General features: G+C 63.3%; 16 protein-coding genes. 7 read left to right on the forward strand and 9 right to left on the reverse strand.

The window, feature by feature from the left end; all coding sequences use genetic code 11:
- Positions 1-177: 177 nt before the first annotated feature.
- The gene (locus tag AB6802_RS06860; RefSeq protein WP_371009257.1) at positions 178-462 is read left to right on the forward strand and encodes an SCP2 sterol-binding domain-containing protein; all 285 of its coding nucleotides are present in this window, start codon (positions 178-180) and stop codon (positions 460-462) included.
- Between the two features lie 61 nt (positions 463-523).
- On the opposite strand, the gene AB6802_RS06865 is transcribed toward AB6802_RS06860, so the two are convergent.
- Entirely contained in the window at positions 524-1,141 is a 618-nt protein-coding gene (locus AB6802_RS06865) for a GNAT family N-acetyltransferase (RefSeq protein WP_371009334.1), read from the reverse strand.
- A 197-nt stretch (positions 1,142-1,338) separates the two neighbouring features.
- Entirely contained in the window at positions 1,339-2,472 is a 1,134-nt protein-coding gene (gene odc2, locus AB6802_RS06870) for an ornithine/lysine decarboxylase (protein ID WP_371009258.1), read from the reverse strand.
- 545 nt (positions 2,473-3,017) lie between these two features.
- On the opposite strand from odc2, the gene AB6802_RS06875 reads away from it, so the two are divergent.
- From AB6802_RS06875 to AB6802_RS06895, 5 genes are all read left to right on the forward strand, one after another.
- Positions 3,018-4,220 (forward strand): amidase, encoded by a 1,203-nt coding sequence (locus AB6802_RS06875; RefSeq protein ID WP_371009259.1) that lies wholly within the window; start codon positions 3,018-3,020, stop codon positions 4,218-4,220.
- Between the two features lie 3 nt (positions 4,221-4,223).
- Complete coding sequence (locus tag AB6802_RS06880) at positions 4,224-5,123, forward strand: LysR family transcriptional regulator (protein ID WP_371009260.1); 900 nt, start codon at positions 4,224-4,226, stop codon at positions 5,121-5,123.
- A gap of 111 nt (positions 5,124-5,234) precedes the next feature.
- Positions 5,235-5,903, forward strand: a complete 669-nt coding sequence (locus tag AB6802_RS06885) for a DUF1007 family protein (RefSeq protein ID WP_371009261.1) — start codon at positions 5,235-5,237, stop codon at positions 5,901-5,903.
- Between the two features lie 170 nt (positions 5,904-6,073).
- Positions 6,074-7,192, forward strand: a complete 1,119-nt coding sequence (locus AB6802_RS06890; protein ID WP_371009335.1) for a nickel/cobalt transporter — start codon at positions 6,074-6,076, stop codon at positions 7,190-7,192.
- Between the two features lie 122 nt (positions 7,193-7,314).
- Positions 7,315-7,668 carry a hypothetical protein gene (locus tag AB6802_RS06895; RefSeq protein ID WP_371009262.1) on the forward strand — a complete coding sequence of 118 codons (354 nt, stop codon included), beginning with the start codon at positions 7,315-7,317 and terminating at the stop codon, positions 7,666-7,668.
- Between the two features lie 24 nt (positions 7,669-7,692).
- On the opposite strand, the gene denD is transcribed toward AB6802_RS06895, so the two are convergent.
- The 4 genes from denD to AB6802_RS06915 all read right to left on the reverse strand — a co-directional run bounded on the left by denD (position 7,693) and on the right by AB6802_RS06915 (position 10,641).
- Entirely contained in the window at positions 7,693-8,655 is a 963-nt protein-coding gene (gene denD / locus AB6802_RS06900; RefSeq protein ID WP_371009263.1) for a D-erythronate dehydrogenase, read from the reverse strand.
- Between the two features lie 3 nt (positions 8,656-8,658).
- Positions 8,659-8,865 carry a hypothetical protein gene (locus AB6802_RS06905; protein ID WP_371009264.1) on the reverse strand — a complete coding sequence of 69 codons (207 nt, stop codon included), beginning with the start codon at positions 8,863-8,865 and terminating at the stop codon, positions 8,659-8,661.
- Positions 8,866-8,884: 19 nt separating this feature from the next.
- Positions 8,885-9,886 carry a cation diffusion facilitator family transporter gene (locus AB6802_RS06910; protein WP_371009265.1) on the reverse strand — a complete coding sequence of 334 codons (1,002 nt, stop codon included), beginning with the start codon at positions 9,884-9,886 and terminating at the stop codon, positions 8,885-8,887.
- A gap of 68 nt (positions 9,887-9,954) precedes the next feature.
- On the reverse strand, positions 9,955-10,641 hold the full coding sequence (locus AB6802_RS06915) for a GNAT family N-acetyltransferase (protein ID WP_371009266.1): 687 nt from the start codon (positions 10,639-10,641) through the stop codon (positions 9,955-9,957).
- A gap of 83 nt (positions 10,642-10,724) precedes the next feature.
- Between AB6802_RS06915 and AB6802_RS06920 the strand changes: the two genes are divergently transcribed.
- Positions 10,725-11,909 (forward strand): pyridoxal phosphate-dependent aminotransferase, encoded by a 1,185-nt coding sequence (locus AB6802_RS06920; RefSeq protein WP_371009267.1) that lies wholly within the window; start codon positions 10,725-10,727, stop codon positions 11,907-11,909.
- A 3-nt stretch (positions 11,910-11,912) separates the two neighbouring features.
- Here AB6802_RS06920 and AB6802_RS06925 read toward each other — a convergent pair whose 3' ends face one another.
- From AB6802_RS06925 to AB6802_RS06935, 3 genes are read right to left on the reverse strand one after another with little or no spacing between them, the layout of a single operon-like run.
- The gene (locus tag AB6802_RS06925; protein WP_371009269.1) at positions 11,913-12,656 is read right to left on the reverse strand and encodes an MBL fold metallo-hydrolase; all 744 of its coding nucleotides are present in this window, start codon (positions 12,654-12,656) and stop codon (positions 11,913-11,915) included.
- The gene (locus tag AB6802_RS06930; protein ID WP_371009270.1) at positions 12,656-13,333 is read right to left on the reverse strand and encodes an amino acid ABC transporter permease; all 678 of its coding nucleotides are present in this window, start codon (positions 13,331-13,333) and stop codon (positions 12,656-12,658) included. The genes AB6802_RS06925 and AB6802_RS06930 overlap by 1 nt, the downstream gene beginning before the upstream one ends.
- A gap of 10 nt (positions 13,334-13,343) precedes the next feature.
- A complete protein-coding gene (locus AB6802_RS06935; protein ID WP_371009271.1) occupies positions 13,344-14,183 on the reverse strand; it encodes a transporter substrate-binding domain-containing protein in 840 nt (279 codons plus the stop codon).
- Between the last annotated feature and the right edge of the window lie 59 nt (positions 14,184-14,242).

A 14,242-nucleotide genomic window follows, 5' to 3' on the forward strand; every position in this document is an offset into this window, starting at 1 on the left:
AGCGATTTCCGAGGCTCCTACCTACCCCCTACCGCAATATGACGCATCGTCACCGCGTTGACGTTAACGTCAACTCAAAGCTATATGCGCCGGTTACCCGCGCGCTCGCGCGGCACACCCTCGCCCAGCGGCCGAGAGAGCCGGTGCGCGTCAACGCAACCAACGAGGAGAACCGCCATGGGCGTTCAGGAGATTGCCGACAAGATCAAGTCGCGCGTGGCAAGCGCGGGCTTCGAGCACTCGGTCAAATTCGACACCGGCGGCGACGGCGTCATCGTCATCGACGGCGCGACCGTCTCGACCACCGATGCGCCGACCGATTGCACCGTGAAGCTGTCGCTCGACGATCTGGATTCGCTGATTGCCGGCGAGCTCAACCCGACCATGGCCTTCATGGCCGGCAAGCTGAAGGTCGAGGGCGACATGACGGTCGCCATGGCGCTCGGCCAACTGCTCGGCTGATCCTTCGCAAAAACACAGCGCCGCCCGATGGGCAGCGTTGTGTTTTTGTCGAACCGAAGGCTCAGGCGACAAACTCGATCGCCTGTCCCTTGAGCTTGCGGCCGGCAGCCTTGATCGTGCCTTTGGCGCCGTCGAGCGCGCCATCCTTCAGCTCCAGCGCCAGCAGCCGGTGCCGCTCATAAGGTCCAGGCATGGCCAGCGCGCCGGTGCGCTCGGCCGAAAAGCCGAAGCGACCGTAATAGGGCGCATCGCCGACGAGCAGGACCGCGCCATGGCCAAGCCGCGCGGCTTCGGCAATCGCATGATGCATCAGCGCCGAACCGATGCCGCCGCCCTTCAATCCCGGCTCGACCGCGAGCGGGCCGAGCAGCAGCCCGGCCGGACCGCTCTCGCCCAGTTTCACATCCCACAGCCGCACCGTGCCGACGACCGCGCCTGAAGCGTCGCGCGCGACGAAGGCCAGGCCTTCCGAAGGCCGGCGGCCGCGCCGCAGCCTCTCAGACGATTTCTTGCGCCGCTTCGGGCCCATGGCGCGATCAAGCAACGACTCGCGCGCCACGACATCACCGGCGCCTTCGCCAACGATGACGAAGGCCGGCGCCTGGGCGGCCCCCTCGTCCGGCGCGCTGCGCGAGCCAGCCAATGCCCCATGGGCAAGGGAGGGCGCAAGCGCCGCCATCGGGCGTTTCTCCCCCGCGGAGAAAAGCGCACCCGACAGTCCGAACGAGGGGGCGATTTCAGTGGCCGCAACGGCCGGTTTGATCAGGTATTCCATATCCGCGATCCTTCACGAGCGGAGATTTGTTCCACAAGCGAGCCGAGGCGGGCGATCAGCATCGCCCGCGCCGGATGATCTGGCCAGCTCTTACGAGCCGGTCAGATCACGTAGGATCGGAGAGGCTCGAAGCCGTTGAAGGCGACCGCCGAATAGGTGGTCGTGTAGGCGCCTGTGCCTTCGATCAGCACCTCGTCGCCGATGGTCAGCGACAAAGGCAGCGGATAAGGCGTCTTCTCGTACATCACGTCGGCCGAATCGCAGGTCGGGCCGGCGAGCACGCAAGGCGCGGTCTCCGAGCCGTCATGGCGGGTGACCAGCGGATAGCGGATCGCCTCGTCCATGGTCTCGGCGAGACCGCCGAACTTGCCGATGTCGAGGAACACCCAGCGCACATTGTCGTTGTCGGCCTTCTTGGAGATCAGCACGACTTCCGACTTGATGACGCCGGCATTGCCGACCATGCCGCGGCCCGGCTCGATGATCGTCTCGGGAAGCGCGTTGCCGAAATGCTTGCGCAGCGCCGAGAAGATCGCCTGGCCATAGGCCTGCGCCACCGGCACGTCCTTCAGGTAACGGGTCGGGAAACCGCCGCCCATGTTGACCATCTTCAAGACGATGCCTTCGTCGGCAAGCGTCGCGAACACCGTCTTGGCGTCGCCCAGCGCGCGGTCCCAGGCCGACAGGTCGGTCTGCTGCGAGCCGACATGGAACGACACGCCATGGGCATCGAGGCCGAGCTCCTTGGCATGGCGCAGCACATCGACGGCCATCGCCGGCACGCAACCGAACTTGCGCGACAGCGGCCATTCGGCGCCCTCGCCATCGGTCAGCACGCGGCAGAACACGCGGGCGCCAGGGGCGACACGGGCGATCTTCTCGACCTCCTCGACGCAATCGACGGCGAACAGCCGGATGCCGAGCTGATAGGCGCGTGCGATGTCACGCTCCTTCTTGATGGTGTTGCCGAAGGAAATGCGGTCCGCGGGCGCGCCCGCGTCCATCGCCATCTCGACTTCGGCAACCGATGCGGTGTCGAAGGACGAGCCCATCGCAGCAAGCAGGCGCAGGATTTCCGGCGCCGGGTTTGCTTTCACCGCATAGTAGATCTTGGAATCTGGCAACGCCTTCTCGAAGGCGCGGAAATTGTCGCGCACCACATCGAGATCGACGACGAGGCAAGGGCCATTCGGACGTCGGGTGGCGAGGAAGTCAAGGATGCGCTGGGTGGCCATCGGGTTCTCTCCATAAACGCCTTGCGGCGCGCAATAAGGCTGCCGGACGCGGGCTGTCGGCCTCGCGAACTCGCGGTCAAACAAAGGCGGGACGAAAATCCATGGAACCAGCCGGTGGAGACCCCGGAACCATGAAGCGCCGTCTCGCGGCGGTGAACCTTGGCCTTGCCCGGCCTCGGTTCGCTTTGTCTGCCTTGGCTTGGATGGGAGAACCCCGTTCCGCACTGCCGGCAATGAAGGTGTGCCTCTTTAGTAACCCCGGTCTTTGGACGACCGGAAGAGAACCAGAAAGGCCCGCACCGTCGTTGCTTCAAGGTGTCCTCGGGCTGGCGGTTGGCCGCTAGACCGACTGGAGGGGTTGGCTCCAGTTACCTTACCGATTGCCCTCACCATTCGAGGATCGGCGGACACCCACAGGCACGTGCGACTTTGGGCAAGCGCGATATAGGAGCGAAGGGTTTCACAATCAATAAAAATCGTAAGCGCAGGTTGTAAAATTTCTGGCATCGAACAATGTACGTGCCACCGTATCCGGATATCGAACGATGCCAGGAACCCAAGGCCCGCTCAACGCCTTCCTCGATCTGCGCCAAATGCCTGTGGCGAATGCACAATTGGGCCCGCTGGCCGGCCTGCGCCTGGCCGTCAAGGACATTTACGACGTCGCCGGCTACCGCACGGGCTGCGGCAACCCGCAAAAGTTCAAGGAAGCGCATGCCGCCTCACGGACGGCCGAGGCGGTGCAGATGATTCTCGATGCCGGCGCGCGCTTCGTCGGCAAGACGCAGACCGACGAGCTCGCCTTCTCGCTGTTCGGCCAGAACGCGCATTTCCCTTTTCCGGTCAATCCCGCAGCGCCCGATCGCGTCACCGGCGGCTCGTCGTCGGGCTCGGCGGCCGCGGTTGCCGGCGGCCTTGCCGATATCGCCACCGGCTCCGACACCGGCGGCTCGATCCGGGCGCCGGCAAGCTTCTGCGGCCTGATCGGCCTGCGCACCACGCATGGCCGCATCTCGCTTGAGGGCGCGATGAAGCTGGCGTCGAGCTTCGACACCTTTGGCTGGTTTGCCGACGACATCGAGACCTATGAGGCGGTCGGCAAGCTCTTGCTTGGCCGCGATCCGCACCAGCACCCGCTCAACCGGCCGCTATCCATTCGCTGGCTGGACGCGTTCGTCATGGGTCCGGCGGAAGCCGCGGAATATGCCCGCATGAAGGCGCTGGCCGCCTCTATCATCGGTCAGCCGGCGGAGACCGAATACACCTTCGCCTCGTTCCCCGACGAGCTCTATTGGTGCTTCCGCCGTTTGCAGGCTTTTGAGGCTTGGCGCGAGCACGGCGGCTGGATCGGGGCCGGCGGCGGCCCCCACCTCAACCCGGGCGTCGAGGAACGCTTCGGCTTCGGCCGCGCCATCGACGCCAGGATGGCCGCCACCGAGGCGGCGCGGCGGCTGGCGTTCCGCGCCGAGCTCGGCGCCATGCTCGGCAACAACGGCTTTCTGGTCCTGCCTACCGTTCCCGGAGCGGCGCCGCTGGCCGCCGGTACGCCGGAGCAGTTCCAGACCTATCGCGAACGCGCGCTGCATTTGCTGTGCCTTTCCGGTCTCTCCGGCTTCCCGCAGATCACCTTGCCGATCGGGTCGGTCGATGGCGCTCCCTTCGGCCTCTCACTGCTCGGCCCTTCCGGCAGCGACGTTGCCCTGATACGGCTCGGCCGCAAGATTCTCGACGCGGCTCGAAAGGTCTGACCGATGGATACACTGACCCGCATGCGCGCCTTCATCGACGTCGTCGAGGCCGAAGGCTTTTCGGCCGCCGCGCGCAAAATCGGCCGCTCCAAGGCGCTGCTGTCGAAATATGTGCGCGAGCTGGAGGACGAGCTCGGCGCGCTGCTTTTGAACCGCACCACCAGGCAGTTCTCGATGACGGAGGCGGGCCACACCTATTATCAGCGGGCCTCCGAGATCGTGCGCGAGGTCGACAGCCTTGCCGACGCCGTGCGCGAATCCTCCGGCGATGTGCGCGGCAGGATCAAGCTGTCGGCGGCGCGGACCTTTGCAGACGCACCGATCGGCCAGTCGCTGATCGACTTCGCCAAGCAGTATCCCGACATCGTGCTCGACGTTCATCTCGACGACCGTTTCGTCGATCTGGTCGAGGAGGGTTTCGATCTTGCCGTACGCATCTCGCGGCTCGAGAACTCCTCGCTGATCGCAAGGCGCCTGGCGCCGTTTTCGGTCAGGCTGTGCGCATCGCCCGAGCTGATTGCCAAACATGGCGCGCCGACGCGTCCGCAGGATCTTGCCAACATGCCCTGCATCGTCGACACCAACGGTCGTTCTTTGGCCAACTGGCGTTTCAAGGGGGAAGGCGAAGAGTCCATGAGCGTCACCGTTTCAGGCCCGATCGAGGTCAACAGCCCGATCGTGGCGAGAGCCGCGGCACTCTCCGGATTGGGCTTCGCCATGCTGCCGGACTTCATCGCCGCTCCCGACATCGCCTCGGGCCGCCTGGTCACCGCGCTGGACGACCGTTTGCTGTCGGGCACCGGTATCTTCGCGGTCTATCCGCATCGCCGCTATCTGCCGGCCAAGGTGCGCGTCTTTGTCGATTTCCTGGTGCAATGGTTCAGGACGCGCGACACTGTATGATCCATGTTGCCCGCAAGTGCGCGGCGGTTGAACCTGAGGCACGTCCCAATTTCGCCCCCTTTTTGATAACTGTCGGGTGCGCTCCGGAAGTGGATGGAATCGCGGCCCAGAATGCACCTTAAACGGCAAGCAACCATGCTGGCTTCGGCCCTTGCGGCGACATTCGCCGCAGTCGAGCCGGCCGCGGTGCACCCGCACGTCTTTGCCGAGGCCCGGCTCGACGTCATCCTCAGCAAGGATCACCAAAGTGTGACGGCGTTGCGCCACCTTTGGCGCTTCGACGACCTGTTTTCGAGTACAGTGATGATGGAGTTCGACAAGAATTCCGATCTGAAGCTTGACGACAGTGAGCTCAAGGAAGTGGCCGACACCGTCCATTCCTCGCTGGCCGAGTTCAACTACTTCCAGCTGGTCACGCAGGACGGCAAGGACGTGCCCATGACCCCGCCACCGCATCTGATGGCGAACTTCGACAACGATCAGCTGATCATCCTGTTCGAATCGCAGCCGAAAACACCGATCAAGCTCACCGGCAAGATCGACATCGGCGTCTATGATCCGACCTTCTACACCGCGATCGACTTCACCGAGGATTCCAACATCACAGTCGAAGGCCTGCCCTCGACCTGCGCCAGCAAGGTCATCCGGCCCGACCCGGACGAGGCGATCAAGGAAAACCAGAAGACCCTAACGGATGCGTTCTTCAACGACCCGACAGGCACCGACATGAGCAAGATCTTCGCCACCAAGCTCGAACTGAATTGCTCGCCGGAAGGATAATTTTGGTGATGAAACCGTCGCTGCGCGCAAGCAGGTTCCGCAAAAGTGTCCCACGGTTTTGCGATCGGAGCCTGCGACAGACAAAGGAATCTAAGCGGATATTCGTGGGGCATCCCACGAATATCCGCTTAGCGCTCGGCCTGTTGGCCGCCACCTTGGTGATCACCCATATGCCCATTGCGGCGCACGCCCAAAGTTCGCTCGGCATCGGCGTCAATGACGGCATGGCGCCCACCACCGGCCCGTTTGCCCATATCCTGATGTGGATCAACGTGCGCCAGCAGGAATTCTACCATGCGCTGGCCGCGGCGATGAAGGCCATGCGCCAGGACGGCAGCAAGTTGTGGCTGCTCATCGGCTTGTCCTTCGCCTATGGCATCTTTCACGCTGCCGGCCCCGGCCACGGCAAGGCGGTGATCTCTTCGTACATGGTCGCCAACGAAGTGGCGCTGCGGCGCGGCATCATGCTCTCTTTCGTCTCTGCGCTTTTGCAGGGCCTGACCGCGGTCGTCGTCATGATGCTGGCCTATTTCGTGCTGCGCGGCACCGCCATCTCGATGACCGACGCGGCGTGGTTCCTCGAAATCTCCAGCTATGTGTTGGTGACATTGTTCGGCGCCTGGCTTTTGTGGCGCAAGCTCGGTCCGTCGGTCCGGCGTCTGCTCGGCAGGGCTCCTGCCTACAGCCTGTCGGCGGCCCACGCCGGCCATTCGCATGGGGGCCACTCGCACGCCCATGCACATTCCCATGCAGGCCACGCCCACGCGCATTCGCATTCCGTGGCGTTGCATGTGCACGACGACCACGATCATCATGCCCATTCGCACGCGCATAGCCACGATCACGGCGCGCACGACGATCATGCCGGGCATGATCACGCGCACCACGATCATGGCGCCGGCGAAGTCTGCGAGACCTGCGGCCATTCGCATGCGCCGGATCCAGCTATGCTGTCAGGCGATCGCTTCGACTGGAAAACCGCCTGGTCGGCGGTGGCCGCCGTCGGCATCCGCCCCTGCTCCGGCGCGCTGATCGTGCTGAGCTTCGCCCTGCTCAACGGCCTGTGGCTCGGCGGCCTGCTCTCGGTGCTGGCGATGTCGATCGGCACCGCGATAACCGTCTCGGCGCTGGCGACGATCGCCGTTCTGGCCAAGAACTGGGCGGTCTATTTCGCCGGCGACGGCCGCATCGGCAACAGCATCCATTCGATCGTCGAGATCGGCGGCGCGGCGTTCATCTTCCTCGTCGGCCTGCTGTTGCTGTCCGCCAGCCTGTCGGGCGGCGTCTGAACCGGCGACGTCGCGACACTGTCGAGCTGCTGAGAACAGATCGCCAATGCGACGACATGGCATAGAATTATATTAACGATTTACAGCGTTTTGTGGGTGTCGCCACTGTCGTGGGATTCCACATGAATCGTGATATAAAGAAACTGCTGATACGTCTTTTACTTGGTGTCCTGGGCGCCATTATAGGAGTTATTTTTCGTCCGTTTTGGTTGTCCGACTGGGGAATGCCCACGTTTATTTTTCTGGTTTGGCTGATCACATTGATCGCATTGGGATGGGCAGGAAAGCGCCAGCAGCATTCCTTTCGCTTCGGATTCATTGTGGGAAGCGGTTTTGCTTTGTCCCTTATCGCGACAGTCCTGACCAAAAGCGTCGTCGTCGGAGCAGGGCTCATTGCTGTTCTGGCTTACATTGGGATAAAGGCAAAATTCTTTGCCCGATGGGGCAATGAGCCGATCTCTCGCCCAAAACAGTAGCTTCCGCTGCAAAAACGTATCGGCTTACTTGAGTTCATCCTCGATATGAGCACGGATGATTTCGTCGAAGCTCGCCTCCGCCACAAAGCCGAGGTCCCTCGCCCGCCTTGCCTCGAAGCGCGTCGGCCAGCCTTTGACGATCGCCCAGATCGTTTCGTCGGGCTCTTCGCGGATGCGCTTCGCGACCTCGGCGCCGGCAATGCGTTCGAGCGCTTCGATCTGCTCGCCGACGGTGACGGCGACGCCCGGCATGGTCAAATTGCGGCGCGGCCCGATCCTGTCGCCATCGATTTCCGCCGCATGGATGAGGAAGCCGACCGCCGAGCGCGGGCTGGCATGCGTGTGCAGCACCGAACGCGGCACCGGCAGGATCGCTTCCTGGCCGGCGAGCGGTTCGCGGATGATGCCGGAGAAGAAGCTTGAAGCCGCCTTGTTCGGCTTGCCGGGACGCACGCAGATGGTCGGCAGCCGGATGCCGACGCCGTCGAAAAAGCCGCGTCGAGTATAGTCGGCCAACAGCGCCTCGCTCATCTGCTTCTGCGTGCCATAGGAGGTCAGCGGTGTCGGGTGGAAGTCATCCGCAATGACATCCGGGAACGGCGCGCCGAACACCGCGATCGATGAAGTGAAGACCAGGCGCGGCGCAAATGCCGCCAGCCTCACGGCGTCGAACAGCGCACGCGTGCCGTCGAGGTTGACCCGGTAGCCGAGATCGAAATTGGCCTCCGCTTCACCCGAGACGATACCGGCCAGATGGAAGATCACATCCGGCCGCGAAGCGATGAGTTTTGCCGCAGCGCCGGGTTCGGAAAGATCGCCGGTGTGGATCGCGACATCGACGCCCGCCAATGCGGGTGCTTGCGGCGGTACGATGTCGTGCAGGTCGAGCGCATTTATCTTGCGCCCGCGCAGTGACCCGTCCTTGGCCAGCCTCGCGATCAGCTTGCGGCCAACCATTCCCGCCGCGCCCGTAATCAGAATTCGCATGCTCTACAGACCCTTCTTGCGTTGGCTGCGCCCGCGCAGCCACAGGACGACAAACAGCCCAAGGACAAAGACGATCGCAACCAGTGCGGCAAGCACCGTCGACACCTTGCCGACGGCAAGCATGATGGTCGGCAGGTAATAGGCGGCAAACCCGAACACCAGCAGCACGCAGGCTGCCGCGATCGCCGCGTTGCGTGTCTCGCTATCCATATTTATCCACTCAACGCGGTCAATGAAGATGACGGCGATCGCGCGGCGCGTCATGCGCGTGATCATGATCATGGTGATGGTCGTGCTCGTCGTGACTATCGGCGCACTGGCCGAACTCGGGTTCGACCGTCGTATGCTCGATACCGTGCTCGACCGCCAGCCGCTTCTTGATGGCGCTCACCGCCATATGCTGATCGACGCCGTCGTTCAGGCAGGCGTGCAGCGTTGCCATGTTGGAGGTGCCGTCAAGCGACCAGACATGCATGTGATGCACCTCGCGCACGCCCTTGACCGTGGCCTGGATATCCTTGGCGATGAGGTCGCGATCAAGGCTCGCCGGCACGCCTTCCAGCAGCACATGGGCGGCCTCGCGCATCAGCGACCAAGCGGTGGACAGGATAAGCAGCGACACCAGCACCGAGAGGATCGGATCGATCGGCGTCCAGCCGGTGGCGATGATGATGATCGCCGCGACAATCGCCGCCGCCGAGCCGAGCAGATCGCCCAGGACATGCAGGATCGCGCCGCGCATGTTGAGGCTCTCGCGGTCGCCGCCATGCAGCACGAAGAACGAGGCGATGTTGACCAGGAAGCCGGCGACCGCCACCACAAGCATCGGACCGCCAAGCACCGGCGACGGGCTCATCAGCCGCCCCCAGGCCTCATAGACGATCCACAGCGCGATGACGAAAATGGCGATGCCGTTGGTGTAGGCAACCAGCGTCTTGACCCGCGCAAAGCCATAAGTGAGACGGCCGGTGGCCGGACGGCCGGCAAGATGGAAGGCGTACCAGGCAAGGCCGAGCGCGATCGCATCGGCCAGCATGTGGCCCGCGTCGGCGACCAGCGCCAGCGATCCGGTCAGCCAGCCGCCGAGCGCCTCCGCGACCATGAAGCCGGCCGTCAGCAAGGTCGCGATCAGCACCCTCTTCTTGTCGGTCGAGCCGTGCACATGGCCGGGACCATGGCTATGACCGGCTGCGTGTGCGCCATGGTCATGAGAACCGTGATCATGCGCCATCGCCGAACTCCTCGTTGCTGACCATGATCTTGTCCGAAACCGGTTTCCCACTTTTCGGGATCATGGTTCTACGCACCAAACTCGGCGCGGAAATCCTCGAGCCGCCGCCTCTGGCCGCCTTCACTATCGAAGTTCGCCGGATCGAGCCAGGCCTCATAGGCGTTGCGCAGTGCCGGCCATTCCGTGTCGATGATCGAATACCATGCGGTATCGCGGTTTTCGCCTTTTACCACAAGATGCTGGCGGAAGATGCCCTCGAACTTGAAGCCGAAGCGCTCGGCCGCGCGCTTCGACGGTTCGTTGCGGTTGTTGCACTTCCACTCGTAGCGGCGATAACCGAGATCGTCGAAGAGATATCTTGCAAACAGGAACTGCGCCTCGGTCGCCGCCGGCCTGCGCGCGATCAGCGGCCCCCAATAGATGTTGCCGATCTCGCCTACGCCGTTGTTGGCATCGATGCGCATCAAGGTCTGCCGTCCCGCGATCTTGCCGCTCGCCTTGTCGAAGACGGTGAAGAACAGCGGATCCTCGCTGGCCTCGGCCTTGTCCAGCCAGGGTTGGAAGGCGGCTCGCGTCTCCGGCGGGTAATCGGGAAGCCAGGCGAAGCGGCCGCCGGCGTCCGAAACCGATGAGGCCTCATAGAGCCCATCGCCATGCCTGGCCGCGCTCAGCGGCTCGAGCCAGACCGTGCGCCCCGCGATCGCCTTGCGTTCCGGACGCGGGCGCGGCTGCCAATTCTTCAGATTTTCCGACACGCAAAGCTCCAATCCGTTTGACATTTCCTGGCGGACGCTCACAAAAACGCTCGCTTACTGAAAGAACCACAGGAACGGGAAAAATGCTCCACACCATCGCGGCCTTCGACCGGCTCGGCGAGGAAAATGCCTTCGCGGTGCTCGCAAGAGCAACATCGCTGGCGCAACAGGGCCGCGACATCGTCAATCTCGGCATCGGCCAGCCCGACTTCAAGACGCCGCAGCATATCGTCGAAGCGGCGATCAAGGCGCTGCGCGACGGCCACCATGGCTATACGCCGGCAAACGGCCTGCTGGCCACCCGCGAGGCGGTGGCGCGCCGCACGCTGACCACCACCGGCGTCGAGGTCTCGCCGGAGAGCGTGATGATCCTGCCCGGCGGCAAGCCGACGATGTTCGCCGCGATCCTGATGTTCGGCGAACCCGGCGCCGAAATCCTGTATCCGGATCCCGGTTTCCCGATCTACCGCTCGATGATCGAGTTCACCGGCGCGACGCCCGTGCCGGTGCCGATCCGCGAAGAGAACGGCTTTGCTTTCTCGGCTGACGAGACACTGGCGCTGATCACGCCGAAGACCAGGCTGTTGATCCTCAACTCGCCCGCCAACCCGACCGGCGGCGTCACGCCCCGCGCCGAGATCGAGAAGCTGGTCAAGGGTCTGGAGAAGCAGCCCCATGTCGCGATCATGTCCGACGAGATCTACGACGTCATGACCTATGACGGCGAGACGCATTTTTCGCTGCTCAATTTCCCCGAAATCCGCGACCGGCTGATCGTGCTCAATGGCTGGTCGAAGACCTGGGCGATGACCGGCTGGCGCATGGGCTGGTCGATCTGGCCGAACGGCGACAAGGGCGCCCACCTCTACGACAAGGTGCGCAAGCTCGCGGTCAATTGCTGGTCCTGTGTCAACGCGCCCAGCCAGTTCGCCGGCATCGCGGCGATCGACGGCCCGCAGGACGACGTTGCCAAGATGATGCGCGCCTTCGACAACCGCAGGAAGATCGTCGTCGAGGGTCTGAACGCGTTGCCGGGCGTTTCCTGCATCACGCCGAAGGGGGCTTTCTACGCCTTCCCCAATGTCTCAAAGACCGGCTGGAAGGCGAAGAAGTTGGCCTCCGCGCTGCTTGAGGATGCCGGCGTGGCCCTGATCGGCGGCCCGGATTTCGGCATCCTCGGCGAAGGCTATATCAGGCTCTCCTACGCCAACTCCGAGGAGAACATCCTGCGCGCGCTGGAGCGGATCGAGGCGTTTTTGAAGAAGTGAGGTTCAGCCTCCGCCTCGCCGATCCAGATAGGCTCGTGCGATCGACCGCAGCTCGTTTTGGTCGATCGCGACACCATGTCCGCAATAGGCCCGGCCGAACTCGATCCGCAAAAGCTGTTCCATCGTCTTGCGATAGGCTGGCACGTCGGAACCCGGAAGGTCGTCGATCAGTCGCCCGCGATAGATCGCATCGCCGGCGAAGAAATCGCCGTTCCTTTCATCGACAAGCCCGATCGACCCAGGCGAATGGCCGGGTAGGTGCAGCACACGAAGCGACCTGTCGCCGGTTTCGATCCTGTCGCCTGCGTCCAGGATCCGGGTCAGCGGCGCCGGCCTGATTTGGAAACGCAGCGGCGACCATCCCTGATGCGGAGGCCTGCCGACCGCATTCGGCTGCGCCCGAAAGAGATGAGCCAGCGTGTGCTCATCCGCCATGTCTTCGAAAAAAGTGGCCTCCGCGCGGTGGCCGGCTCTCGTCTCGAATTCGCTCAAGGCGCCAACATGGTCGACATGGATGTGCGTTGCAACGGCCACGACCGGCTTTCCCGGTCGCAGGTCCAGTGCCGGCCTGAGAGGCACGAGACCCATGCCGCCATCGATGATGAGATCAACGTCGCGCCCAGCCACATGGAAGATGTTAGCCTGGAAAAACGGATGGACGTGAGATTCCCATATCCGTGTGATGCCTTGCCCCGGATTTTCGAGCGAAAACCAGTGGGACACTTCTGCGTGGGCGGTCGCCGACATCAGCGATGGCCCCGCGCGAGCATGCGCTCGATCTTCATCTGCAAGACGGTCAGAACCGAAACCATCGACAGGTAATAGACCAGCGCCGCGCCATACCATTCCAGGAAGCGAAAGCTGGTGGCGATCGCGAACTGGGTGACGGTCATGAGCTCCTTCAGGGAGATGACCGTCGCCAGCGAGGTCGCCTTCAGCAACGAGATGAATTCGTTGACCAGGGACGGCAGCGCGACACGAAGCGCCTGAGGCAGGATGATCAGGAAGAATATCTGGCCCCGGTGCAGGCCGAGGGCCGCAGCCCCCTCGGATTGGCCCTTGCCGACGGACGCGTAGGAGCTGCGGAGAATCTCGGTCAGATAGGCGATCTCGATCAAGGTCAGCGCGAGAAACGCCGCAACGAAGGGCGTGAACCAGTCCAGGCGGAAAACGGCCGAGATTTGCGGCAGCCCGTTCCAGATGAACAGCAGCACGAGCAGAGCCGGCGCACCGCGAAAAAGCCAGACAAAGAGACCCACCAGCAGGCGAATCCAGCGCCGCTTGGATGTGGCCAGCGCAGCCGTCGCCAAGGATGTCGCCAGGGCGACGGCCATCACCAGAACCGACAGAACCAAGGTCAGCAAGGCCCCCTTTGCAAGGGGCCAGCCGAACAGCGCGGTCAGGAAGAGCTTGGTATCGAACACGGCCTTTGCCTCAATCGGTCGTGTGCTTGACGTCGGTGGCGGTCTCGGGAAGGTTCCATTTCTGCAACAAGGCCTTCATCTCGCCGCTGGTCTGCAGCGTTTCGATCGCTTTCACCAACGCCGCGCGGTTGTCGCCGCCCTTTCGCAGATAGATCCCGTAGGTTTCGCCGTCCCCATAGTTGTAAGGAATCTGCAATCGGCCCGGCATCTGCTTGATGCGGAATGCCGCCGTCGTGTCCTGGGTAATCGTCGCCGCGGCGCGCCCGACCAGTATCTGCTCGATGACGCCGGAAGCGGATGGATAGGTCTGTATCTGCGCCGGCGCCTTGCCGGCTTTCGCCAGTTCCGCGTTCAAGTCCGCGGCCGTCTTTTCGTAAGTGGTGCCCGCCTCGATCGCCAGGACTTTGCCGCTCAGGTCGAGCGGCGATTTGGTCTCTGAATCCGGGGCGGCCGTAACCATCACCACGTTGGAGACGAAGTAAGGAACGGCGTCATAGGCCTTGAGGCGCTCCTTGGTCACCATGATGCCGCTTGCAACGAGATCGCAGCGCTCGGCGCCCAATGACGGCAAGAGCCCCTTGAAATCACCGACCACATATTTGGTGGTGCCGCCCCATTGCTTGGCGATGGCGTCGACGACATCGACCTCGAAGCCGACCAGCTTCTCGTCTCCGGGGTTGGCATAGTACTGCATCGGCGGGAAGTCGCCGCCGGTGCAGACATTGAGCACGCCGTCGCGCATGAGCCCTGAATCGGCGGCCTGCGCCATCGGCGCCACCGCCGAAAGCGCCGTGACGATAATGCCGCCAAGCGCGAGTCTGGCTGCGGTGGAAACCGGCGGATGAAACATATTCTAGTCCCCTTGTTTTTGTCATGGCTGCCGATCCGGAGGCAGCGCGGGGACGGTAT

Source organism: Mesorhizobium sp. RCC_202, assembly GCF_041355295.1.
Taxonomy (GTDB): Bacteria; Pseudomonadota; Alphaproteobacteria; order Rhizobiales; family Rhizobiaceae; genus Mesorhizobium.

What these genes read in the sequence shown, in the direction of transcription:
- AB6802_RS06865 (WP_371009334.1), bottom strand. Translation starts at nt 1,141, where the DNA reads ATGGCGGCGCTTGCGCCCTCCCTTGCCCATGGGGCATTGGCTGGCTCG.
- AB6802_RS06875 (WP_371009259.1), top strand. Translation starts at nt 3,018, where the DNA reads ATGCCAGGAACCCAAGGCCCGCTCAACGCCTTCCTCGATCTGCGCCAA.
- denD (WP_371009263.1), bottom strand. Translation starts at nt 8,655, where the DNA reads ATGCGAATTCTGATTACGGGCGCGGCGGGAATGGTTGGCCGCAAGCTG.
- AB6802_RS06935 (WP_371009271.1), bottom strand. Translation starts at nt 14,183, where the DNA reads ATGTTTCATCCGCCGGTTTCCACCGCAGCCAGACTCGCGCTTGGCGGC.
- AB6802_RS06925 (WP_371009269.1), bottom strand. Translation starts at nt 12,656, where the DNA reads ATGTCGGCGACCGCCCACGCAGAAGTGTCCCACTGGTTTTCGCTCGAA.
- AB6802_RS06860 (WP_371009257.1), top strand. Translation starts at nt 178, where the DNA reads ATGGGCGTTCAGGAGATTGCCGACAAGATCAAGTCGCGCGTGGCAAGC.
- AB6802_RS06910 (WP_371009265.1), bottom strand. Translation starts at nt 9,886, where the DNA reads ATGGCGCATGATCACGGTTCTCATGACCATGGCGCACACGCAGCCGGT.
- AB6802_RS06890 (WP_371009335.1), top strand. Translation starts at nt 6,074, where the DNA reads ATGCCCATTGCGGCGCACGCCCAAAGTTCGCTCGGCATCGGCGTCAAT.
- AB6802_RS06905 (WP_371009264.1), bottom strand. Translation starts at nt 8,865, where the DNA reads ATGGATAGCGAGACACGCAACGCGGCGATCGCGGCAGCCTGCGTGCTG.
- AB6802_RS06880 (WP_371009260.1), top strand. Translation starts at nt 4,224, where the DNA reads ATGGATACACTGACCCGCATGCGCGCCTTCATCGACGTCGTCGAGGCC.
- AB6802_RS06895 (WP_371009262.1), top strand. Translation starts at nt 7,315, where the DNA reads ATGAATCGTGATATAAAGAAACTGCTGATACGTCTTTTACTTGGTGTC.
- AB6802_RS06920 (WP_371009267.1), top strand. Translation starts at nt 10,725, where the DNA reads ATGCTCCACACCATCGCGGCCTTCGACCGGCTCGGCGAGGAAAATGCC.
- AB6802_RS06885 (WP_371009261.1), top strand. Translation starts at nt 5,235, where the DNA reads ATGCACCTTAAACGGCAAGCAACCATGCTGGCTTCGGCCCTTGCGGCG.
- odc2 (WP_371009258.1), bottom strand. Translation starts at nt 2,472, where the DNA reads ATGGCCACCCAGCGCATCCTTGACTTCCTCGCCACCCGACGTCCGAAT.